We start from the raw sequence: 20,791 nt of genomic DNA, 5'->3' as shown, positions 1-20,791 counted from the left end.
AAGCACACGTCATGCGGGAGGGGTGGCACAATCGTTGCAGCGCGTTGCAGCGCTGGCAGACAGCACCGATGAAGGGCGCAGGCGTGGGCGATTTCGGCGCGTTCGAACCCGGCACCGACCTCTCCGGGTACGCGCGTGAGCTGATCCGCATGCACGACGCCGTGATCGCCGGTGGGCGTTCGCCGCTGCGGCCTCGTCCCCTCGTAGCCCGGTCGTGGTCGCGAGTGCTGGCGGCGGGTCTGGTGCCCGACCAGCCGAGGGCGCGCTCGATGCTGGCCGTCGACGATGTCGAACGCCGGCGCCGCGAATCCTCGCTCACCGCGGTGATCGAGGACCTCACGCAGGCGCTGTCCGACCTCACCGACACCGCTTCCCAACTGATGCTGGTGGTCGCCGACGCCGAGGGCGTGATCCTCTGGCGGCACGGCTCGGCGAGGGTGCGCCACCGGGCCGACACCCTCGGTTTCCGCGAGGGCGCGCGCTGGACCGAGGACGCGGTCGGCACGAACGCGATTGGCACCGCGCTGGCCGAGGCCAATCCGGTCCAGTTGTTCTCCGGTGAGCACTTCGAGCAGTTCCAGCACCCCTGGTTCTGCACGGCGGCCCCGATCCACGACCCACGCACCGGCACCCTGCTCGGAATCGTCGACATCAGCGGTCCCGCACTGGCTCTGCATCCGGCTGTCACCTCGCTGGTGCGCACCGGCGTGCGGCTCGCCGAAGCGCAACTGTGGCGTCATCACGAGACCCGACTCGACCGGCTGCGTTCGGCGGCGGGCCCTGCCCTCGCCGGGTTGTCCGGCCCCGCGCTGGTCGTCGACGACAACGGCTGGGTCGCCCAGGCCGTCGGTGTGGGCGCCACGCACCGGGTGGCCGTGCCAGGACCCGACCGCCCGATCACCGTCCCCGGGCTCGGACCGTGCACCGCCGAACAACTCGCCGACGGATGGCTGATCCGCCCGGACTCCGGCTCCCGGCTCACCCGATTGGAACTGGACTTGTCCGGTCCGCCGACCCTGCGCGCACTCGGCGGCGAATCCGCCTGGTGCTGTGCACTGTCGGCGCGCCATGCCGAGATCCTGCTGCTGTTGCACCTGCACGGCCGGCAGGGCATGACGGTCGGACGGCTCAGCGAAGCGCTGTTCGGCGATCCGGACCACGCCGTCGCGGTTCGCGCCGAGATCTCCCGACTGCGGCGGACGCTCGGTTCGGTGGTGGCGAGCCGACCCTATCGGATCGCCGAATCCGCCAGTCTCACAGTTACTTTCGGCTCGGTTGAGCGCCTCGCCGACTGCGATTTCGTCCGACACAGCGCGGGGCCGGGCCTACGCAAACTCTGCCGGTGACTTCGCGGTCGATGCTGTACTCGGACGATCGGCGCCGGGATGGAATTCACGATATCCCGGCGCCGGGAGCACAGCTGAGCCGGTAGCCAGGGGCAGCCTGGTGCCACGTCAGCTGACCGTTGCGGTGATCTTGATCGCCGGTGTGACCTTGTACTCGGTGGCGAAGGTGATCGTCTCACCCTGCGTCAGGAGTCCCTGACACGTCGGCGCCCCCTCGGCCGTGGCCAACTTCACCACGGCCGTGGTCGCTTTGAGGGTGGAGGTGGCGTTCGTGTACGTCATCGCGGTGTGATGAGTCCAGAACCCGCACGAGTTTCCGACGACCGTAGTGAAGACCAGGTTGATCGAGTTGAACAGGTCGCCATTGACCAGCGAGGTCGTCCCTGTGGCCGCGTTGTAAGACTTGCCCGTGAAGTTCGAGGCGCCTGCCGCTGCGGTGAACTGCCCTCGCCACGCCGTGCCGTCGGGAGCGGTGCAGTTGATCAGGTCCGTGTACTTGATGGCACCGAGCCCGGAGGTCGTCCGGGTACCTGCGGGCAGGGAGCCCGACGAGGACAGGCTCGGACAGGTGAATATCGTTGTGCCGCTTTTGTTCTTCACGACCAGCGGTCCCGACACCGCCGAGAACGCGCCGTTGCTGTTGGGGTTGACGACTGTCCAGGTAGTGGTTGCCGCGTGCGCGGGCCCCGAGAGCGCGGCGGTCGCGAGCAAGGGTGCGGCCACGGTGATCGCCGCCAGAAGGTGGCTGGTACGCATTCCGAACATAGTGGTCTCGATTCATCAAACCAGAGAACGCATCAGGCGACCGACTGGACCGTCGCGCCGCGAGACGCACTGGGCATAACGGCCCAGCCAGGTGACCGTATCAACGAAAGTTGTTGCTTAGCACAAGGTTTGAACTTATTACTTTTCAAACCAATCAGTCAGGAATTATTGCTCCCCAGCGGCATGCCCGCAGCACGGCATTCGACTCAGGCCGGGAACACCCCGGCCAGCACGGCACCGATTTGCGCGACCGCACGGTCGACACTGCCGGTGGGCTGGAACAGGTGACTCAGGGTGAGCCGGACCATGATCTCGACGATCATGGTGATCTCCTCGTCGGACAACTGAGGCAGTCGGTAGTAGTCGCGCACCGTGATCGTGAGCGCGTCGACCGCCCGGACGAGCACCGGTTGCGCGTCGCTCACCAGGGCGGGCAGCAGGGCGGTGTCGGCGTCCTGGCGAGCGGAGAGGACGGCCTTGATCAGCGTGTTGTCACCGGCGGTACGCAGGGTGTACTCGGCAGCGGCGGTGATCCCGGCGAGTGGGTCGGCCGGATGCTCGGCCAGCGTGTCGGCCACGCCGCTCAGGTAGATGCCGGTCTCGCGCTCGATGAGGGCATCCGCCAATGCTTGCTTGGTGCCGATCTCCTTGTAGAGGACCGGCCTGCTGATGCCGACTTCCTTTGCGATGCGCGACATGTTCACCGCGCCCCACCCTTCGGAAACGACCATTGTGCGGGCGGCGTCGAGCATGCGATCACGCAACAGCTGACGCATCTCGGACTGGAAGTTCGGAGATTCGACCACCCCGTCATCGTACATGTGGTCCGAAGTGACAGTTTCGTTGACAACTATTGACTATATGTATTTACTGAGGACACATCGGCATCGGTTGTAAACACGCTAGACAACACCCGGGACATGTCTCGGTGATCAGGAGAACGAGATGACGACACCGCGAAACCACGAAGAACCGGCCACGGCCCTGCATTGGCGTGATTCCAAGCGCTATCTGTGGTTGTTCGGCCTCGTCGCCCCCAGTGCGGCAATGCTGGCCACGGCGCTCGTCTGGGCGTTCAACCAGCTGGGCTGGCAGGTGGTGGCGCCGGTGTGGTGGTGGCTCGGCCCGATCCTGGTGTACGTCCTGCTGCCGACCCTCGACCGCTTCTTCGGGCCCGACGGCACGAATCCACCGGAAGAGGTGATGGCACGGCTGGAGCACGACAGGTACTACCGCTACTGCACCTACGCCTACATTCCGCTACAGCTGTTCAGCCTGGTCTTCGCCTGCTACCTCTGGACCGCCGACAACCTGTCCTGGCTCGGGATCGACGGCGGTCTCGGCCTGGCCTCGAAGATCGGGTTGGCCTTCACCATCGGGGCGATGGGCGGCGTCGGGATCAACACCGCGCACGAACTCGGCCACAAGAAGGACGAACTCGAGCGCTGGCTGTCGAAGATCACGCTGGCCCAGACCTTCTACGGGCACTTCTACATCGAGCACAACCGCGGCCACCACGTGCGTGTCGCGACGCCGGAGGACCCGGCAAGTGCCCGCTTCGGCGAATCGTTCTGGAGCTTCCTGCCGCGCAGCGTGTGGGGCAGCCTGAAGTCCGCGTGGGAACTGGAGGCCACCCGCCTGCGCCGGCTCGACAAGAGCCCGTTCTCACCGCACAACGACGTGCTCAACGCGTGGTCGATGTCGGTGGTGCTGTGGGTGGCGCTGGTCGCGGTGTTCGGCCCCGCGATCCTGCCGTTCCTGGTGATCCAGGCCGTCTACGGATTCTCCCTGCTGGAGACGGTGAACTACCTCGAGCACTACGGTCTGCTGCGGAGCAGGACCGCCTCGGGTCGCTACGAGCGCTGCACCCCCGAGCACAGCTGGAACTCCGACCACATCGTCACCAACATCTTCCTCTACCACCTGCAACGCCACAGCGACCACCACGCCAATCCCACCCGGCGCTATCAGATCCTTCGCCACATGGACGGCGCGCCCGAACTGCCCAGTGGCTACGCGAGCCTGATCGGCCTGGCCTACCTGACCCCCTTGTGGCGCAAGGTGATGGACCATCGCGTGCTCGCGCACTACAACGGCGACATCACCCGGGTGAACATCCAGCCGAGCAAGCGCGCCAAGATCCTCGCCGAGTACGGAGCGATCTGATGGCCGCCTACCTCTGCCCCGTGTGCGACTACGTATACGACGAGCGATTCGGTGCTCCCCGTGAAGGTTTCGCCGCGGGCACCGCTTGGTCGCTGATTCCCGACCAGTGGTGCTGTCCCGACTGTGGTGTCCGCGAGAAGGTCGACTTCGAGCCGAAGGAACTCCGACGATGAACGACTACAAGCTGTTCCAGTGCGTCCAATGCGGATTCGAGTACGACGAGGCACTCGGCTGGCCGGAGGACGGGATCGAACCCGGCACCCGGTGGGACGACATTCCCGACGACTGGTCCTGCCCCGACTGCGGTGCGGCCAAGGCCGACTTCGACATGCGTGAGGTGAGTCGCGGATGAGCGGGCGGATCGTGATCGTCGGCGCCGGTGTCGCCGGTGCCACCGCGGCACACACCTTGCGCCGCGAGGGGTATGCCGGCGAGATAGTGCTGGTCGGCGCGGAACCGATGATGCCCTATCGTCGGCCCGCGGTCTCGAAGGAACTGCTGGCGGGCACCGCCTCGGTCGAGCGCACCCTGCTGAAGCCCGCGAAGTTCTGGGCCGACAATGTCATCGATCTTCGGCCGGCGACCAGGGTCGACGCGATCGACATCGACCGCGCGTCGGTGCGATTGAGCACGGGTGGAGACCTCGGCTACGACAGCTTGCTGCTCGCGACCGGTGCACGGGCACGCCACATCGACACCGCGTCCACCCGCGTACACACCTTGCGGACGCTGTCCGACATCACGGCGCTGCGAGCGGCGATCGATGCCGACGGGTCGCTGCTGATCATCGGCGGCGGGCTGATCGGCTGCGAGGTGGCCGCCACCGCCCGTGGCCTCGGCGCCGATGTGACGCTGTTGCACGCGGGCCCCGCGCTGCTCGATCGGGTGGTGCCGCGGTCGGTGGCGGACCTGCTGCGCGACATCCATCACGAGCACGGTGTCGTCGTCGAAACAGAGGTCAGTACAACGGATCTCGGTGACACAACCGACGGCGTGACGGCCACGGCGGCCGACGGGCGCAGCTGGTCGGCCGGGGCCGCTCTGGTCGCCATCGGAGCGGCGCCCGACACCGCCTTGGCCGAAGCCGCCGGCCTGGCCGTCAACGAGGGCATCGTCATCGATCAGCACTACCGCACATCGGCACCGGGAGTGTTCGCCGCGGGCGATGCGACCACCGCCTTCAACTCCCACCGCGGCGAGTTCGAGAGTGGCCGACAGTGGAACTCGGCGATGTCCGCGGGGGCCGCCGCGGCCAGGGCCATGCTGGGCCGTACTGCCGCCCCCGCCGAAATCCCTTGGGGCTGGACCGATCAGCACGGGCTCTCCCTGCAATTCGCCGGCTGGGTCCACCCGCACGACGACCTCGTCGTCGAAGGCACCTTGGAATCCCGGGACTTCCTCGCCGTGGCCGTCCGCGACGGCCTCCCCGTCGGCGCCGTCGCGATGGCCAGGCCTCGGGAGCTCCGCGCGGCGCGGGCGGCCATCGGCGCCGGTGCCCCCTGGCCGCCCAGTTCATTCCGCAGTTCCGAAATACGTGGAAACCTTTCCACAATTAACTATTCGGAGAAAATAACTAATAGCGGATAAGGATATTCCGGGGTGTATCGATTCGCGATTTCAGCCACGGAAAGAAGATGGCGAGCTATATTTTTAAAACACCCACTTTGCAGTTGGGCATACCGTCACACACCGCTGCTCGACATTTCCTGGAGATCGCCATGATATCGACCACTTCCCTGTTTCGTGCAGGCTTTATCGCTCCGGTGGCCGTCGCTACCGTCTTTTGTTTGGCCGCACCCGTCAACGCGGCACCGGTCAGCGTGAACTGGGCCTGCCGGGGCACCGTCCTCGGCATCAGCCAGACCTCGAACATGAACACGACGGTCACCGGTACGGCACCGGGCTCGGCGGCATCGGGATCCGCCGTGGCCATCACCATCACACCTGGTGCGTCGTCGGTGCCGAGTTCGGCTTCCGGCTTCACAGTGAACAACATCAGCAACCTGAAGATGACCATTCCCACCCCGGCGAATTCGACCCTGGTCTCGGCTACCGCCTCCGGAGGTAGCGTGGCGGGCACTGTCGCGACGTCCGGTGGGAACGTCGTGCTCACCATTCCCGGGCCGATCGCCGGCGGCACCAGCTTCACCCCGCCGGCGGTGACCCTCAATGTCACCGCGGGTGCCGCGGGAACGTCGATCACCAGCAAGTACGCGGGAACCAGCTACACCAGCCCCGGTATGACCATGACAACCAACGTCTCATTCGTCGGCAACGTAGCGACTTCGTGCTACCCGAACCCCTCCCCGACCCTGACCACAACCACCGTCACCTAGGCCCATGGACAGGGGTTGCGGCACGGTGACCCGCGCCCGCGCCGACAATCCGTGGTGAAGATGTCCGGACCGGGTCGCGCGAGCGGCCCGGTCCGGTCCGGTCCCGGCGAGACCATATACATCACTATCGACAATGGTTGCCCCACTTAGGCTTTGGTGCGGGGTAACCATTTCGACCGAAAAGTCCGATGGGCGTATCGCACCGGCCATCGTGTCGTACGCTGCATGTCCGACACAGCCACGGTTCACTTCGGCGGCCGCGGTGGTGCCGCTCTCGTGATGTTCGATCGACAGGAGCCACCATGCCCCCTTCGAACGCCCGGCGGCGATCTTTCCGCCCGTAGGGAACCTCTGATCGGTGACTGCTGATGGGAAAGCTCGTGTGCCCCACTACTAGCGAACCCGCCCGGATCTCGGTCGAGCTCAAAAGGGCGCTGGAGTTCTATCACGGATCCGTCGAGGACCTGATTCGCGAATTGATCAGAGTGCTCGGCGTGAACGAAACCGATCGACGCGCACTCGAAATCCTGCTGCTCGAGGACGAGAAATCCACCACTCCGGGAAGGCTGGCCGAACGGCTCGGCCTCACTGCGGCGGGCGTCACGATCATGCTCAATCGGCTGGAGAAACAGGGCTATATCGTCCGGTCGTTGCATCCGACCGATCGTCGTCGGGTGATAGTGATGGCCACCGAACTCGCGGCCCATCGGGTACGGGAAATCGTCGTACCCATGATCGTCGAGAGTTACAAGATGTTGCTGAGCTATTACAACACCGACGAACTCGAAATAATCGCGGACTTTCTGACCCGAGCGGGCGAACTGCAACAAATACACCGGCAACGGTTACGCGAGGTGCATCCCTACTCGAAACCCTGAAATGGGCCGCGACGTCCGCATTGTTGCCGCCGGTTCGCACGGTGGGCATACCTCGAGGGAGAACGCAGGATGGAATCCGTCGACCACAGCGAAATCGAACCCGGGATTCGGCCTCTGCGTCGATACGGGCGGCACGCCTCGGCGGTACCCGCCGATCGGTACCGGCGGCGGATGTCACGTACGGGCGTTGCGGCTGCGGTCATCGGCACGGGCATCGGGATATCGCTGATACTGCCGGCGGATTCGAGCCCGCCGATACCGGCGAACAACGCGGCGACGTTCTCGGGCGAAACGCCCGTACAGACCCCCGACTACTGCGCCGTCGACGACAGTCCCGCGGTGGTCGATTCCGGCGCGGCAGCCGACACACCGAATGAGATCGCCGTTCCTGATGTCGCCTCGGATGCCGGCCCGGCTACCGATGCCGGGTTCGACCCACCCGACACCGAAACGCCGAGCACTGCCCCCACACCGGAAACGACGACCATCGTGACCACCGATCCCTTGCCTGTGGATTCGCCGGATACATCCGTCAGCGTGAGTTTGTCTGTCACGGCGAGCCTTTCGGTTCAGGCCACGCCGCCACAAGATCCGGGTGTCGCGTCGGTCCCGGAATCCACAGTGCCCGTCACCGCGATTCCCTCGGATACCTCGACAGTCAGGCCGAGCACAGTGCCGGTGACGGCCGACCCATCGACCGTCACCATCACATCCACAACCATCGCTCCGCCGACCACCACGACAACAGCGCCGCCCCGCACAACAATCCCACCGACCTCGATCACCACCGCGCCGCCGATCACCACCGTGCCACCGACGACCACAACGACGCGGCCCACGCCCGCGACCACGACACCGACTGCGACGAAGCGCGCACGTCCGACTCCGTCGCTGGCGCGCCCACCCGCCACGTCTTCGACAGCGACAGCAACCAGGTAGACGCCTCGCGGGAGCCCGAGTCGGGCGAGCTACGCCGCGCGCACGATGGAGATGGTGGTCTGCGTCAGTTCACCGCGTACGGGTAGGCGTCGGAACGGTCCTGGAACGACAGGATCCGCGGGTTCTGCACGCGACCACCTCGGATTTCGATGGCGCGGCGGATCGTGTCACTGGCGTCCCACGCGCCGGGGCCGGCGAGCACGACCGGGAGGTACTCGAGCAGGGCCTCGGAGTTCTCCCAGGTCGCCGAGTCCCACAGGAACGACGGGCTGTGGTCGACACCGTAGTAGTGCAGCTCGGTACCCACCGTGAACATGGGGTCGGCGAACGAGGTGGGGCGCGCCCATTCGAAACCCATCCCCTCGTCGCAGGACACGTCGATGAACAGCGTGCCGCGCGAGAACAGGTCGAGGTCGTCGTTGGTCACGAATGTCAGTGGCGCCTCGGTGTCCTGGAACATGCAGTTCACGACAACGTCGTAACCGGCCAGCATCTCCGCGAGCGGGCCCGGTTCCGGTGCCTTCAATGCCAACGTACGGCTCGGGGTGGCCGGGTCGCGCTCGAAGTGCTGCATCCGCACCGAGGCGAAGGGCGAGGCCACCGCCGACACGCTGCGCTGGGTCAGCACTGTCACATCGCTGATGCCCAGCGCCGACAGCGCCCGCACCGCACCGCGCGCGGTAGCACCGAAGCTGATCACGGCGGCTCGCATCCGGCGGCCGTAATCGCCGGTGACGCCACGCAATTGGAGTGCGTGCAGCACCGAACAGTAGCCGGCGAGCTCGTTGTTCTTGTGGAAGACGTGGACGCTGAACACGCCTGCCTTCGTCCAGTGGTTCATCGCTTCCCACGCGATCAGGGTCAGTTCCCGATCGATGGCCAGCTGGGTGATTCGCGCGTCCTGCACACAGTGCGGCCAGCCCCACACGATCGTTCCGGGCCGCATCTGCTCGAGGTCTTCGGCCAGCGGTTTGGCCAGCAGCAGCACGTCGCATTCGGCGAAGAGTTCTTCGCGGGTGCGGAACCCGGCGACCAGCGGAGCGAGTGCCTCGTCGGAGTGACCGAAACGGTCACCATAGCCACGTTCGAGAAAGATCTGCCCGCGCAGTCCCGGGTCGATGCGGTCGAGGTGGGCCGGATGGATGGCCAGCCGATGCTCGTTTTCCTTGCGGGAGGTCGCGACGACGCCGACGGTCAGGTCTTTCACAGTTGCTTCACCTGGTGAGCCTACCCGTTACCTTCAACCCGGCCCGATCGGGCCGATGCATCGAGCCCGCCGAGACCAGTACCTCGTCCCTCTTGCGGGTTCCATGGTGAGCGTCGTATCGTGGCCGCAATCCGATCGGTGCTCTCCAGGAATACAGTCGCAGTGTGGGAGCCCCGCCTCATCTGAGGAGGCGTGGAGTGGGCGGCGTGATGACGCACACCCATCTCCCGTGGAGGATTCCATGCATATCGGTCTCGGCCTTCCCATCGCCGATCCCAGCACGCTGCCCGAATGGGCTGTCCGTGCCGAAGCCGCCGGTTTCGCCACTCTCGGCCTGCTCGACCGGCTGGTCTACGACAACCCCGAACCGCTGGTCACCCTGGCGGTGCTGGCTGGTCGTACCACTCGTATCCGCTTGCAGACCGAGGTGCTCGTCGCACCGCTGCGTGAGCCCGCGCTGCTCGCGAAACAGGTCGCGACGCTGGATCGGATGTCCGGTGGTCGCTTCGTGCTCGGCCTCGGTGTCGGCGGTCGCGACGACGATCACGAGGCGAGCGCCACCGATATCCGCAGCCGCGGCCGCCGTATGGACGAACAGCTCGGCCTCATGCGCCGACTGTGGGCCGGTGATCGGTTCAGCGACAGCTGCGGACCCATCGGTCCCTCACCGACCACACCGGCGGGCCCTGAACTCCTGTTCGGCGGCTTCCAGCCCGCCGCGATCGACCGCGTCGGCCGCTGGGGTGGCGGATTCCTCGCCGCCGCCGCGCCGTCCTGGGCAGGCAGACTCTTCGACCTGGCTCGCGAATCCTGGAGCAGCCACGGCCGTTACGGTTCACCACGCATCGTCGCCCAGCTCAACGTAGTCCTCGGCCCGCAGCCAGTGGTCGACCAGGCCCGCGCCGCCGTCCTCGACTACTACGAGTTCAGCGGCCGTGCCGGCAACATGGCCGACGGCATGCTCACCACGACCGACCGAATCGGTTCCGCCATCAGCCAATTCGAGGATCTCGGCGCTGACGAAGTCATGCTGTATTGCTACGGCACCGATCCCGATCAGATCGATCGTCTCGCCGACGCCGTGCTCTGACGGCAGTGCCCGAGCGCCGTGAAGACTCCGGGTTCACGGCGCTCGGACACCCTCGATGCCCTGCCGGACGGATACCATGCGACAGCATGTGTACCTATGCGTTCGTGCACTACAAGCTGCACTGGGTATGCGTCTCGTGTCGGTTGTCGTTCAAACGTCACCCGTCGAGAGACGGTGTGCCGCATCGTTGTCCGCGGTGTACCCGGACGATGTCGTGCGGGGGGCGTGATTTCGCCGCTCCTGCGCGCCACGATGTCGCGGCCGCGCACTCGTGCCCGGGTGCGGGCACGAAAGGCCTTCGCCGCTCGATACAGGGCTTGCACTGGGTGAAGCGCTCGGCCGCCGAGAACTATGACGGCACCGCGCGCCTCGCTCCGGCATGGCCGACGCGAGCCGAAAAGGGATTCTAGCGTTGCGGGTCGTCGTCGGACCGGTGGTGCGCGGGGGCGAGGAAAGTCGGGAACTGGTGACCGGTGGTGGTCGGTGTTGCCGCCGTGGGTTCGTTGTGGTGCGGGGTGCTGAACAATGGGACAGCGTTCGAAGACACGGCGAGTTCTACCTCGTCGGTGCGGGCGGGTTCCGGAGGACGGCCGGACGTGCGCGGGTGTAGGTCGGTCATGGATTCCCCCTGGGAGTGGCTTCGAGCCGTGGTGACACCGAGCATAGCGACGACCTCCGACAACCTCTGTATGGTCGCATGCCCGTCCGGTTTCCCTCGGTTCAGGACGGTCGGACCGTCTGAACTGCGGGCGTGCCCGGGAAGGTCGGGCCCGCTCGAGTGGTTGCCTTTCGTGTGACCGTCCACGTTCCCGCCCTGCACCCTTTCGTCCTCGAGCGCTACAGCCCCAACGGTTTCCGCCGTGACCACACGCTGTCGTCGGCCGAGGTCAGCTCGCTGTTCGAAGCTGCCCGGCGCGCGCCCTCGGCTGGCAATTCGCAACCGTGGCGGTTCATCGCCGGTGTGCGCGGGGACGCTGTTCATCGGCGGCTCGCCGGTTTCCTCGCCCGAAGTTCCGCGGCGTGGGCACCGAATGCGAGCCTCCTCGTCGCCAACCTCGTACAGCGACGGGTGGCGGACACCGAGTTCGAGTACTCCGAGTTCGCCGACTACGACCTCGGACAGGCCGTGGCGCACCTGACCTTTCAGGCACACGAACTCGGACTCCAGGTGCATCAATTCCGGGCATTCGACCGGGACGGACTGCACCAAGAGTTCGCGTTGCCCGACCACTGGGAGATCGCGACGATGGCGGCCGTCGGGCTGCCGGTCGGTGACGCCACTGGTACGGACCGTCGACGTAAACCGCTGAACGACATCATGTGGACGGTCGCGAACATTGTTTCGCGACAGGCACAATCTTCCACTACGGGCTGACGCCGCGAGAACTACCGTGGAACTCCGCATCTACACGGGCCGCGTCGCTCGATACTGTCGGCGCGCACCGGGAACGGAGATATCGCATGGCGGAGATCTCGGCCGACAGTGCGCCGATCGACTATTCGAAGGACCCGATCGGTGCCGCCCGGCAAGGGACCAACCCGGCCGTCATCGGACGGATGCGGACCGGATGGGCGGTCATCGGTAGCACGCAGCACCTCCCGGGGTACTGCGTACTCATTCATGACGGGGACGCCGACCAGCTCACCGAGCTGCCGAGAAGTGATCGAGTCGCCTTCATGCGCGACATGGTGATACTCGGCGAAGCTGTCGAACGTGCCTGTCGCGCTGTGGATCCGGGGTTCCTTCGGATCAACTACGAAGTCCTCGGCAACTTCTGGCCGCATCTGCACGGTCACATTCACGCGCGCTACCACTGGGAGCCGGAGCACCTCAGGGTGGGACCGGTCGCACGCTACGGATCCGAACGCGAAGCGCCGGAGCATCGGCTCGGCCCCCGGCATGATTCGTTGCGGGCCGCCATATCGACTGCGCTCCAGGAAATCCTCGCCGAGGAATGACCGGAACCGACAGGTAGACCGAGCCCCCGCCGGGTATCACCAGCGACGCCCTCGAGGAGAATGCGGTCTCTTCGAGGGCGTGCGCGGTGCGATCAGCTCTACTCGGTGCCGATCGCGCGAAACGGCGCCACTATCCCGTTCGGCACGGTTCGTCGTGTGGACGTGGTTGGGGGCCGCCCGGGAGCCGTGTCTGTGCGTTCGGCACCGTGAACGAGAGGGCCGGGTTGTTTCCGGCGAGCGCCTTTCCGAAAGCGGCTACCGTCCCCGGCCAGGCATTGGTGACGGTGCCGTCAGCCGTTTTCCACCAGGTTGTTGCGTTGCCGACGCGCCAGACGGTGCGGTCGAGCGCGTCGTCGAGGTGGTCCAGGTAGGTCGCCATCGCCTGTTCGGTGACCTCGATCGGTTCGCGCAGGCGGGCGCTGAGTGCCAGGCAGCGCATGATGTAGCGGACCTGGTGTTGTTTGACGGCGGGGTTGCTGTTGGTCGGGGTGAACGAGTGCGGGCCCGCGATCAGGTAGAGATTGGGAAAGCCGGGAACGGCCAGTCCGTAGAAGGCGGTCGGGCGGCCCTCGGTTCGCCACCGGTCGTGCAGCTCGACACCACCCCGGCCACGGACCCGGACGCCGTCGAGGAACTCCCGGGCGCGGAAGCCGGTGGCCAGGACGATGAGGTCGGCGCGGCGTTCGATGCCGTCGACAGTGCGGATACCGTCCGGGACGATCCGGTCGATCGGGTCGGTGACGAGTTCTACGTGAGGCTCGGTGAGCGCGCGGTAGTACCCGCTGTCGATGAGGATGCGCTTCTCCCCGATCCGGTGCTCCGGGGTGAGCTTTCGGCGCAGCTCCGGATCGCGGACCTGGCGTCGAAGATGTTCCCGCGCAACCAATTCCAGCGACTTGGCCGTCCACCCGGCATGAGTGGTCGGGGCCAGGACCAGGTCGGCGGCACGGTACAGTCCGGCGCGGTACAAGCCGTGCAGGCCGGGTATATGGGTCAGCGCCCACCGCGACATCGTTCCGAACGACGCGGCGGGCTTGGGCAGTACCCACGACGGGCTCCGCTGGTAGACGGTGACCGACGAAGCGGTGCGAGCCAGCTCGGGAATCATCTGTGCCGCCGAGGATCCGGTGCCGACCACGGCGATGTGTCCGGTGAGGTCGGCCGTGTGATCCCAGCGCGCGGAGTGGAACATCGGGCCACCGAAGGTGTCGGCTCCGCGCAGCTGTGCGACTGCGGGCCGGTGCAGCTGACCGACCGCCCACACCACCGCTCTGGTGCGGATCTGGTCCCCCGCCGACGTGGTGAGCGACCAGGTGCGGTCGGCGTCGCGGTAATCGGCGCCCACCACGGCGGTGTCGCAGCGCAGATGGGGACGCAGCCCGTGCCGGTCGGCGACCGCACCCAGGTAGGACAGGATCGCTTGCGCGTCGGGGTAGCGCACCCGGGGGTCACGGTAGGGGTCGAAGGCGAGCGAGTACAGGTGTGCGGGCACGTCGCAGGAACAGCCCGGATAGGTGTTCTCCCGCCACACACCGCCGACCTCGGGCCCTTCCTCGAGGATCAGGAAGTTCCGCACGCCTGCCTCTTGGAGTTCCCATGCCATGGTGAGCCCACCGAACCCGGCCCCTACGACGACGACCTCGTATTCGACACCGTGTCCGGTCATGCCCGCACCTGCCCGGTGATCGAGCGCAGCGTCTCGCCGAACGGCGCGGTCTTCCCGCCCGCCCAGGTCTCCCACCACCGCAGGTAGTCCGGCGCCGCCATCGGCGCGTCGAAGGGCTCGAGTTCGATGTCGAAGCCGTCGACCAGAACATTCAGATGCGCACCGAGATAGTCGGTACCACAGCGCAATTCCTCGTGCACGCGATGGGCGTGCCGGGGCGTCAGCTGTCCGTGGGCAGCGAACCAGCTGCCGTGCGCGCGGATTCGCTCCAGCGCGTACACAACACAGGCGGACTCGAGCAGGTGGCGGGCCGAAGCGTCGTCGGCCGTGACACAGGCCGAGAACAACGCGGTGGCGGCGAGCCTTTCGCTGGTGGCGGCGGCGAGCTCGACGGCGGCGGTATCGCCGTCGACCGCGGTGCTCGCGACGGCGATGTCACCCCGGCGCAGTGCGGCAGCGAGCGCCGACTCCCGTCCGGTGAGCATGCGGATGTACCAGGGCAGCAGGTCCGGCGTGGCAGGCAGCATCAGGGCGGTTTCCGCGCGGGCGATGAGGTGCCCGGCCTGCTTCCAGAGCAGCTGGGACTCACCCTCGGCGGTGATGATGCCTTCCGTGTTGCCGATCCAGTCGATGATCCAGTTGGCGCGCAGCGACCCCTGCGCCGCACTGCGCTGACGGCAGGTCAGCAACACGTCGTGGGCGGTGTAGGCCAGCAACGGTTTGGCCAGCATCGACCACAGCGCGGAGAACGGTTCGGCGGCGGCCACACGCAGGTCCTGGATGCGGCGGCCGAGGATGCTGGTGGCGTAGGTGGAGGCCAGTGCGGAGACCAGATCACGGCGAACCGTTCCCCGGTCGGCCATCGAGGTCCGGCCACCCGGACGGCGCTGACCGGCGTAGTTCACCGTCACCGCCAGCGCCGCACGCGCAGCGGCGGCCGCCGCGCCTGCCAAGTCCAGCCGGCCCTCCCCCAAAGCCGTGATCGCGCGGTGAAAGCGTTGCCGCACCGGAACTTCTGATTCGATTCCAGCAGCGCCGAGCACCGCCCACCGGCCGCCGAGCAGTGCGTCGGCCGGGACGAACACCGCGTCGAACCGGATCAGCGCGTGATCCATCGGCGCCCAGCCCTTGTCGGGCAGCGGAGCGACATTCAGACCGGGCACGAGGCCCTGCCCGGTACGCAACCTCAGCAGGAAGGGCAGCACGCCTTCGTCGCGACCGTCGGCGATCAGGCGGGCGGTGACCACACCCGTCTTGCGGGTGGTCGGATCAGCCATGTTCGGCATGAACTTCCAGCTCGCGGTGTCGGGCGAGTCGAGCCAGAACCCGCCACGGGCGCCGTCCCAGGTGGCGGTGGTCTGCTGGTCGGCGCCGTTGGTGCCACCGAGCTCGGTCAGCAGCAGCAAGCCGATCGCCTCGCCGGTGTCGAGCTCGGCGAGGAGTTCCCGCTGGTACGCCGAACCGTTGCCGAGTGCGGTGATCGCCCCGATCGCCAAGTCGAGATGGCCGGTGAGCACGGGCAACAGGTGCGGGGCGTACACAGCCGCCCACTCGCACAGCGCACCGCGCAACCGGGGGTCGGCGGCGATGGCCGTTGCCGATCCACCGAGGACCGCGATCGTCGTGCACAGCAGATCCGGTGCCAGCGCGGCCTCGGCCGAGGAGGTGAATCCCGATCCTGGCCGGTCGTTCAGGGCGATGGTCGCGGCGCGCACCCGGCGGTGCGTCGCACGCGAGTCGCCGAGAATCGCCGTTCGCAACGACTCGACCGTCGGGTCGGCTGGTGCCATGAGCGGCCGATGGGCCGAATCCGGGCACACGGGAACAACAGGAACATCTAGTGTGGTCACAGCAGCGCTCTCCCAGTGTCTGCGTTGCTCCGCGCGGCGGTGGCGACCGCCACGCAGAGCTCTTTCGGGTGTCTCCCCGTGCTCGCGGGGAGGCACCCGATCCGATGTCCGGGGAGAATCCGCACCAGCACAACGGCGCGGCCCCGGTCCTGTACACGAACGACCGACCGCGGCGGCGGCCCACGGCCACACGGAATGCCCTTCGGGGCAGTAGAATTGAGCACACCCATACCGTCGGACTCCTCCATGGCTCCGGACACAGCCGAACACTGATCGCCTGCCTCCGGGTCCGGAGTTTGCTCTCCGTCCGGCGCGCGCAACCGCAATCATCCAGCAATCGCTACCCCGGATCAGGTGTGTCGCGGTCGAGTCGGGGTGTCGTCCCGATCAGCGGCGGCGTGGGGGTTGACCAGCGGGAATGATGACGCGTCAGCGAATGCGGGCGTGCGCGATCGACCTTCGGCCGTGAACCAGCTCGTCCGATGGGCACCCGAATACCACTGACCGACGACCCATCGATGGACGTGCATTCCCGAACCGCTCGGCGCCTGTGGGAAATACGATCGTGCTCGGTCGCGTCCACCGGGGTGCGATGCCGGGAGCTGTTGGGAGACAAGCGTGGTCGAACGGTTTCGGAGCGTGGTGGATGTGCATCTGGTCTTGGTGCGCGACGGGAAGTTGTTGTGGTCGCGGCGGTCGAACACCGGATTCGCCGATGGGCAGCTGGGATTGGTGGCCGGACACCTCGAGGAGGGCGAGGATGTGGTCGAGACAGCCATTCGGGAGGCCGAGGAGGAAGTGGGGATCCGGCTACGCCCCGAGGATCTGACGTGCGTGCACGTCATGCAGCACCGGTACGGAAATCAGCCGCACAGAGTGGGTTTCTTCTTCCGCGCCGAACGGTGGGACGACGACGTGGTCAACCGCGAACCACACAAGTGCTCCGAGCTGACATGGCGGCAGATGAGCGAGATTCCCGGCGACGCGATCGCCTATCAGGTGGCGGCGATGCGCCGGATCGCCGACGGTGAGAGTTTCAGCGTGTACGCGACGGACGGGCGATGAGCTGGAACATGCGGGCGAAGTGGGGGTACGGCGCCCGGTTGGTCAAGGCCAGTTCCAGGCGTTCCAGATCGGCGTAGAAGTCGGGCTCGGATTTACGGGCGTCGTCGGTGACGAGGTCGCAGACGACGCGGATTCCGCTGTGGGCCAGCACTTCCAGGCCCGCGTCGCGCAGGTCGCCTGCGATGTCGTCGGCGTAGCAGGCTCGCGCTTCGGTGTCGTAGGTGACAGCGACACGGGTCGGGGCGTCGAGTAGGCGCAGCGCCTCGGTGAGATTCCGGGAACGGACCGCGGTGAGAAGGGGGTCCGCGGCCGCGTTGGGAGCGATGACGGAGAGCAGACCCGTGTGCGCGAGCTGGGCCGCGAGGGCGGATATCGGTGATTCGGGGAGGTATTGGATCACGTTGTGGCACAGCACGATATCGAACGCCGCGTGCCCGAACTCGGTCGCCAGGTCGTCGATGGCGACCGGCGCGGTGGTGATGTGGTCGGCGAGTCCGCGCTCGGCGGCGAGCGCCTCGGCCGAGGTGAGGGATGGCCGTGAGAGATCGGCGATGGTCACCCGGTGACCGAGAGCGGCCAGCTCTAGGACATCCAGCCCGTTGCCCCCACCGACATCGAGGACCGCGAGGCTGCGCCCGGCCGGGAGATGAGTGGCGAGGTTTGCGGCGGCTATGCGGTATCGGAGCCTGCCCCAGGGGGTCGACTGCCATCGTTCGAATGCGTCCAGTTTGCGATCGAAACCCGCGTCGTCCATCGACTCCCCCATGTCCGTTCGCCCCAGATTAGCCCTTCCCTCGGTGACGAGCATCACGGCGAAGTAGTTTGATTTCCGTATTACATCTCTCCCGGGGTCATGTTCGTCGTCATCGGAGCCACCGGGATCGTGGGCCGTGAAGTCGTCTCCCACTTGGTAGCGGCAGGCGCACCCGTCACGGCGGTCACCCGGGATCGTGAAGCCGTCTTGCCGAGTCGAGTTGTTGTCGCACAGGGTGATCCAGCGGGCCCGCATATCCCGGCCGACGTATGGAAGGGCACCGAGGCGGTGCTGTTGAGCTCGCGTGGCGCCCTCGACTCCGCGGCGCGATCCTCGCCGCGGCAGCGGGTCACGGGGTCGAGCGGGTTGTGGTCATCTCCGCGGCGACCGTCGAGTTCCCCGCGGGGGAACCGCGCTTCATGGCGGGGTTCCGAGCCCTCGAGGCCGCCGCCCAGAGTTCGGGCATGGCATGGACCGCCCTGCGCTGCAGCGATTTCGCCGCCAACACCCTGGCGTGGGCGCCACAGCTACGCGCCGGTGACGTGGTGCGCGGTGCGTATCGGGATGCGGCCACCTCGCCGATCCACGAACGCGATATCGCCGCCGTCGCGGTGCGCGCGCTGACCGAGGAAGGACACGGGAATCGCTCCGATGTCCTCACCGGTCCCCGATCGCTGACCCAACCCGACAAGGTCCGCATTCTCGGCCCGACGACCGCCACGGTCGCCGACCTCCTGGACCGTCCCGCACAGGATTTCGCCACCTGGGTCACCGACCATGCGGCAGCCTTCACCCGCTGACCGGAGGGCTTGCCGATGACATCGAATTCCAGCGGTGCCGTTCAGCGGGCGAGTTCCTCGGCGGATTGCCGCCCGGCATCACCGGTGCGCCGGAGGAAGTCGGCGATCGCCATGAGCTGGTCGTCGGTGTAGTCGGCGCACAGCGCGTCCATCCGGTTGTTCATGCCGGAAAACACCTCGTAGAGCGCCGAATTGCGTTCGCGCACAGCACGGACGGTGACGGCCCTGCGGTCGGCGGACTCCGGGTCGCGTTCGCGCACGACCCATCCACCGTTCTGCAAACGGTCGAGAATCCCGGTCAGCGTGGCCGGGTGCAGGCCGGCCCGGCGTGAGAGTTCCTTCGGCGACATCGGCCCGTGCCGGTTGATCAGGTCGAGACAGGTGAAGTCCACCTCCCGCAGCTCCACCTGGCCACCGAAGCGCCGATTGAGCAAAGACAGTTCGATATTCAAGTCACGCAGGGCGTCTTTGACCGCCACCGTGAGCTTGCGTCGCCGAGTCGCTTCGTCCGCCACCATCCGCGCTCTCTTCTCCTACCCACCGAACGACCATACGAGTTTCATATTATACGAGCGGCGATCGTGCTGTGCTGATCGCGGCGGCGACGATGGCTGCCGCCGCGATCAGGGCGGTCGCCTGCCACCCGAACCACTCGACCGCCGCGGCACCGAAGGCGGTCCCGAGGCTGCCACCGACGAAGTAGACCAGCATGTACGCGCTGTTGAAGCGTGCCGGTGCGTCGGGTTCGATCGCCAGGACCGTGCTCTGGTTGGCGACCTGGGCAGCGAAGAGCCCGGCGTCGAAGGCCGCCAGGCAGACCAGCGTCACGAGCGTGTTCGCGAGGCCGAAACCCATGACGACGGTGGCGGCTCCGGCGAGGGCGAGACCGGCGAGGATCACCGGGCGAGCGCCGTCGCGGTCGGTCCGTGTGCCCGCGATCCGGGTGGCCAGGATGCCCGAGAGGCCCGCCAGCGCGTAGAGGCCGATCCGTTCGGCCGAATAGGAGTACGGGGGCTCCGAGAGTGCCACGGCGATGCCCGCCCAGACCGCGCAGAAGGCGAAGAACCACAGGAAGCCACGCACAGCGGCGATCCGAAGCGTCGCGTGGTGGACGAACAATCCGGGCAGGGAACGCAAGGTCGAGAAGTAGCCGCGCTCGGCGGTGCCGGTCACGACGGGCAGCGCGACGAGGCAGCAGACGGCGAGCAGGGCGCAGCCGGCCGCGAAGACGAGCAGCATCGCGCGCCAGCCGATCTCGTCCGCGAGCCACCCGCCCACGATCCGGCCGGCGAGGATGCCGACGGAGATGCCCGCGGTCACCACTCCCAGAACCGTCGCGCGCCGGTGCGGGTGCGCCAACCGGCCGGCGACGGAGCTCAACCCGGCCCCGACCGCCGAGCAGGCGCCGACCAGACCGATCATCGGAGCCAGCACGGTGGCGCTGCCCGCGGCGGCACCGGCCGCGAGCGCACACGCGAGGACCCCGAACTGAGCGGCCAGGACGCGGCCGGGAGCGAAGCGGTCGACCAGCGGCACCAGCAGGCCGAGTCCGAGCATGTAGCCGATCGGCCCGCAAGCCAGGGCGAATCCGACAGCGGTGATCTGGGTGCCGAGCGAATCCGCCACGTCCGCGATCGCGGGCTGCATCGGATAGATCGTCGATGTACCGACGGCGGCCGCGAGTGCCATGAACAGGATCAGGGGACGGTGGAGCCTGTCGGTCACCGGGGTCTGTGCGTAGGTATCAGGGTTCACTCGACCGACCGTAGGGAGCCGCGAATCGGGTCACCGGCGGGAATTCGACCTGACCGTTCCCGTCCGGGACCACCTTGTCGGGCGCGAGATTCGCAGCGCGAGAACCGGTTTCGATCGGCCCGAACAGGTGAACCACGAATCTGCTCGAGCACGGCGTCAATCTTGTACTGTCGCAACCAGATCAGATGCTGTCCCGCGCCGGCGGTGTGGACCGG

Annotated in this window: 23 protein-coding genes and 1 pseudogene; 13 read left to right on the top strand and 11 right to left on the bottom strand. The window is 67.0% G+C overall.

The window, feature by feature from the left end:
- Nucleotides 1–83 precede the first annotated feature (83 nt).
- Nucleotides 84–1,346 (top strand): GAF domain-containing protein, encoded by a 1,263-nt coding sequence (locus tag NI2_RS06825; RefSeq protein ID WP_084476089.1) that lies wholly within the window; start codon nt 84–86, stop codon nt 1,344–1,346.
- Between the two features lie 108 nt (nt 1,347–1,454).
- Here the strand turns inward: NI2_RS06825 and NI2_RS06820 are convergent, their stop codons facing one another.
- Together NI2_RS06820 and NI2_RS06815 are read right to left on the bottom strand one after the other, a co-directional pair.
- Nucleotides 1,455–2,102 carry a hypothetical protein gene (locus NI2_RS06820; RefSeq protein WP_133734174.1) on the bottom strand — a complete coding sequence of 216 codons (648 nt, stop codon included), beginning with the start codon at nt 2,100–2,102 and terminating at the stop codon, nt 1,455–1,457.
- 215 nt (nt 2,103–2,317) lie between these two features.
- Nucleotides 2,318–2,917 (bottom strand): TetR/AcrR family transcriptional regulator, encoded by a 600-nt coding sequence (locus tag NI2_RS06815; RefSeq protein WP_084476087.1) that lies wholly within the window; start codon nt 2,915–2,917, stop codon nt 2,318–2,320.
- Between the two features lie 139 nt (nt 2,918–3,056).
- Here NI2_RS06815 and NI2_RS06810 point away from each other — a divergent pair, with 139 nt between their 5' ends.
- The 6 genes from NI2_RS06810 to NI2_RS06785 all read left to right on the top strand — a co-directional run bounded on the left by NI2_RS06810 (nt 3,057) and on the right by NI2_RS06785 (nt 7,491).
- Nucleotides 3,057–4,277 carry an alkane 1-monooxygenase gene (locus tag NI2_RS06810; protein ID WP_067487556.1) on the top strand — a complete coding sequence of 407 codons (1,221 nt, stop codon included), beginning with the start codon at nt 3,057–3,059 and terminating at the stop codon, nt 4,275–4,277.
- Entirely contained in the window at nt 4,277–4,450 is a 174-nt protein-coding gene (locus NI2_RS06805; RefSeq protein ID WP_067487554.1) for a rubredoxin, read from the top strand. Before NI2_RS06810 ends, NI2_RS06805 begins: the two co-directional genes overlap by 1 nt.
- Nucleotides 4,447–4,629, top strand: coding sequence for a rubredoxin (locus NI2_RS06800; protein ID WP_067487552.1), 183 nt, complete (start codon nt 4,447–4,449; stop codon nt 4,627–4,629). The genes NI2_RS06805 and NI2_RS06800 overlap by 4 nt, the downstream gene beginning before the upstream one ends.
- Nucleotides 4,626–5,864, top strand: coding sequence for an NAD(P)/FAD-dependent oxidoreductase (locus NI2_RS06795; protein ID WP_084476042.1), 1,239 nt, complete (start codon nt 4,626–4,628; stop codon nt 5,862–5,864). The genes NI2_RS06800 and NI2_RS06795 overlap by 4 nt, the downstream gene beginning before the upstream one ends.
- 47 nt (nt 5,865–5,911) lie before the next feature.
- Nucleotides 5,912–6,613, top strand: a complete 702-nt coding sequence (locus NI2_RS34955; protein WP_243750062.1) for a hypothetical protein — start codon at nt 5,912–5,914, stop codon at nt 6,611–6,613.
- A 368-nt stretch (nt 6,614–6,981) separates the two neighbouring features.
- Nucleotides 6,982–7,491 (top strand): MarR family winged helix-turn-helix transcriptional regulator, encoded by a 510-nt coding sequence (locus NI2_RS06785; protein WP_243750063.1) that lies wholly within the window; start codon nt 6,982–6,984, stop codon nt 7,489–7,491.
- Nucleotides 7,492–7,802: 311 nt separating this feature from the next.
- Here NI2_RS06785 and NI2_RS06780 read toward each other — a convergent pair whose 3' ends face one another.
- The 3 genes from NI2_RS06780 to NI2_RS06770 all read right to left on the bottom strand — a co-directional run bounded on the left by NI2_RS06780 (nt 7,803) and on the right by NI2_RS06770 (nt 9,637).
- Nucleotides 7,803–8,045, bottom strand: a complete 243-nt coding sequence (locus NI2_RS06780; protein ID WP_067487550.1) for a hypothetical protein — start codon at nt 8,043–8,045, stop codon at nt 7,803–7,805.
- A gap of 15 nt (nt 8,046–8,060) precedes the next feature.
- Complete coding sequence (locus tag NI2_RS06775; RefSeq protein WP_067487548.1) at nt 8,061–8,402, bottom strand: hypothetical protein; 342 nt, start codon at nt 8,400–8,402, stop codon at nt 8,061–8,063.
- 92 nt (nt 8,403–8,494) lie between these two features.
- On the bottom strand, nt 8,495–9,637 hold the full coding sequence (locus NI2_RS06770) for a N(5)-(carboxyethyl)ornithine synthase (RefSeq protein ID WP_067487546.1): 1,143 nt from the start codon (nt 9,635–9,637) through the stop codon (nt 8,495–8,497).
- 241 nt (nt 9,638–9,878) lie between these two features.
- Between NI2_RS06770 and NI2_RS06765 the strand changes: the two genes are divergently transcribed.
- A complete protein-coding gene (locus tag NI2_RS06765; protein ID WP_067487839.1) occupies nt 9,879–10,727 on the top strand; it encodes an LLM class flavin-dependent oxidoreductase in 849 nt (282 codons plus the stop codon).
- Between the two features lie 406 nt (nt 10,728–11,133).
- Here the strand turns inward: NI2_RS06765 and NI2_RS06760 are convergent, their stop codons facing one another.
- Nucleotides 11,134–11,346 (bottom strand): hypothetical protein, encoded by a 213-nt coding sequence (locus NI2_RS06760; RefSeq protein WP_067487544.1) that lies wholly within the window; start codon nt 11,344–11,346, stop codon nt 11,134–11,136.
- A 174-nt stretch (nt 11,347–11,520) separates the two neighbouring features.
- On the opposite strand from NI2_RS06760, the gene NI2_RS06755 reads away from it, so the two are divergent.
- Nucleotides 11,521–12,102: a nitroreductase family protein gene (locus tag NI2_RS06755; RefSeq protein ID WP_067487542.1), complete on the top strand. Its 582-nt coding sequence runs from the start codon at nt 11,521–11,523 to the stop codon at nt 12,100–12,102.
- 86 nt (nt 12,103–12,188) lie between these two features.
- Nucleotides 12,189–12,686: an HIT family protein gene (locus NI2_RS06750; RefSeq protein ID WP_067487540.1), complete on the top strand. Its 498-nt coding sequence runs from the start codon at nt 12,189–12,191 to the stop codon at nt 12,684–12,686.
- Between the two features lie 130 nt (nt 12,687–12,816).
- On the opposite strand, the gene NI2_RS06745 is transcribed toward NI2_RS06750, so the two are convergent.
- Together NI2_RS06745 and NI2_RS06740 are read right to left on the bottom strand one after the other, a co-directional pair.
- Complete coding sequence (locus NI2_RS06745; protein ID WP_084476040.1) at nt 12,817–14,352, bottom strand: flavin-containing monooxygenase; 1,536 nt, start codon at nt 14,350–14,352, stop codon at nt 12,817–12,819.
- Nucleotides 14,349–16,142, bottom strand: coding sequence for an acyl-CoA dehydrogenase family protein (locus NI2_RS06740; protein ID WP_067487536.1), 1,794 nt, complete (start codon nt 16,140–16,142; stop codon nt 14,349–14,351). Before NI2_RS06740 ends, NI2_RS06745 begins: the two co-directional genes overlap by 4 nt.
- 699 nt (nt 16,143–16,841) lie before the next feature.
- Between NI2_RS06740 and NI2_RS06735 the strand changes: the two genes are divergently transcribed.
- Nucleotides 16,842–17,267: an NUDIX hydrolase gene (locus tag NI2_RS06735; protein WP_208115395.1), complete on the top strand. Its 426-nt coding sequence runs from the start codon at nt 16,842–16,844 to the stop codon at nt 17,265–17,267.
- Here the strand turns inward: NI2_RS06735 and NI2_RS06730 are convergent.
- Nucleotides 17,239–18,033, bottom strand: coding sequence for a methyltransferase domain-containing protein (locus tag NI2_RS06730; RefSeq protein ID WP_067487528.1), 795 nt, complete (start codon nt 18,031–18,033; stop codon nt 17,239–17,241). The two genes, NI2_RS06735 and NI2_RS06730, sit on opposite strands and share 29 nt — an antisense overlap.
- 87 nt (nt 18,034–18,120) lie before the next feature.
- Here NI2_RS06730 and NI2_RS34950 point away from each other — a divergent pair.
- Nucleotides 18,121–18,270, top strand: a pseudogene (locus NI2_RS34950) (NmrA family NAD(P)-binding protein); the annotation flags it as partial.
- 119 nt (nt 18,271–18,389) lie between these two features.
- The gene (locus NI2_RS34945; protein ID WP_255284001.1) at nt 18,390–18,821 is read left to right on the top strand and encodes an SDR family oxidoreductase; all 432 of its coding nucleotides are present in this window, start codon (nt 18,390–18,392) and stop codon (nt 18,819–18,821) included.
- A gap of 41 nt (nt 18,822–18,862) precedes the next feature.
- Here NI2_RS34945 and NI2_RS06720 read toward each other — a convergent pair whose 3' ends face one another.
- Together NI2_RS06720 and NI2_RS06715 are read right to left on the bottom strand one after the other, a co-directional pair.
- The gene (locus NI2_RS06720; RefSeq protein WP_067487525.1) at nt 18,863–19,339 is read right to left on the bottom strand and encodes a MarR family transcriptional regulator; all 477 of its coding nucleotides are present in this window, start codon (nt 19,337–19,339) and stop codon (nt 18,863–18,865) included.
- 46 nt (nt 19,340–19,385) lie between these two features.
- Nucleotides 19,386–20,576, bottom strand: a complete 1,191-nt coding sequence (locus NI2_RS06715) for an MFS transporter (RefSeq protein ID WP_067487519.1) — start codon at nt 20,574–20,576, stop codon at nt 19,386–19,388.
- Nucleotides 20,577–20,791 lie beyond the last annotated feature (215 nt).

The organism is Nocardia ignorata NBRC 108230 (genome assembly GCF_001612905.1).
Classification (GTDB): domain Bacteria; phylum Actinomycetota; class Actinomycetes; order Mycobacteriales; family Mycobacteriaceae; genus Nocardia; species Nocardia ignorata.
The sequence above is the reverse complement of the archived record's forward strand: the minus strand, read 5'-3'. Positions and strand labels throughout refer to the sequence as shown.

Excerpts from the sequence above, each read along its gene's own strand:
- NI2_RS06760 (WP_067487544.1), bottom strand. The coding sequence starts at position 11,346 with ATGACCGACCTACACCCGCGCACGTCCGGCCGTCCTCCGGAACCCGCC.
- NI2_RS06810 (WP_067487556.1), top strand. The coding sequence starts at position 3,057 with ATGACGACACCGCGAAACCACGAAGAACCGGCCACGGCCCTGCATTGG.
- NI2_RS06740 (WP_067487536.1), bottom strand. The coding sequence starts at position 16,142 with ATGGCACCAGCCGACCCGACGGTCGAGTCGTTGCGAACGGCGATTCTC.
- NI2_RS06820 (WP_133734174.1), bottom strand. The coding sequence starts at position 2,102 with ATGCGTACCAGCCACCTTCTGGCGGCGATCACCGTGGCCGCACCCTTG.
- NI2_RS06800 (WP_067487552.1), top strand. The coding sequence starts at position 4,447 with ATGAACGACTACAAGCTGTTCCAGTGCGTCCAATGCGGATTCGAGTAC.
- NI2_RS06765 (WP_067487839.1), top strand. The coding sequence starts at position 9,879 with ATGCATATCGGTCTCGGCCTTCCCATCGCCGATCCCAGCACGCTGCCC.
- NI2_RS06745 (WP_084476040.1), bottom strand. The coding sequence starts at position 14,352 with ATGACCGGACACGGTGTCGAATACGAGGTCGTCGTCGTAGGGGCCGGG.
- NI2_RS06805 (WP_067487554.1), top strand. The coding sequence starts at position 4,277 with ATGGCCGCCTACCTCTGCCCCGTGTGCGACTACGTATACGACGAGCGA.
- NI2_RS06785 (WP_243750063.1), top strand. The coding sequence starts at position 6,982 with ATGGGAAAGCTCGTGTGCCCCACTACTAGCGAACCCGCCCGGATCTCG.
- NI2_RS06795 (WP_084476042.1), top strand. The coding sequence starts at position 4,626 with ATGAGCGGGCGGATCGTGATCGTCGGCGCCGGTGTCGCCGGTGCCACC.
- NI2_RS34955 (WP_243750062.1), top strand. The coding sequence starts at position 5,912 with ATGGCGAGCTATATTTTTAAAACACCCACTTTGCAGTTGGGCATACCG.
- NI2_RS06720 (WP_067487525.1), bottom strand. The coding sequence starts at position 19,339 with ATGGTGGCGGACGAAGCGACTCGGCGACGCAAGCTCACGGTGGCGGTC.
- NI2_RS06750 (WP_067487540.1), top strand. The coding sequence starts at position 12,189 with ATGGCGGAGATCTCGGCCGACAGTGCGCCGATCGACTATTCGAAGGAC.
- NI2_RS06730 (WP_067487528.1), bottom strand. The coding sequence starts at position 18,033 with ATGGGGGAGTCGATGGACGACGCGGGTTTCGATCGCAAACTGGACGCA.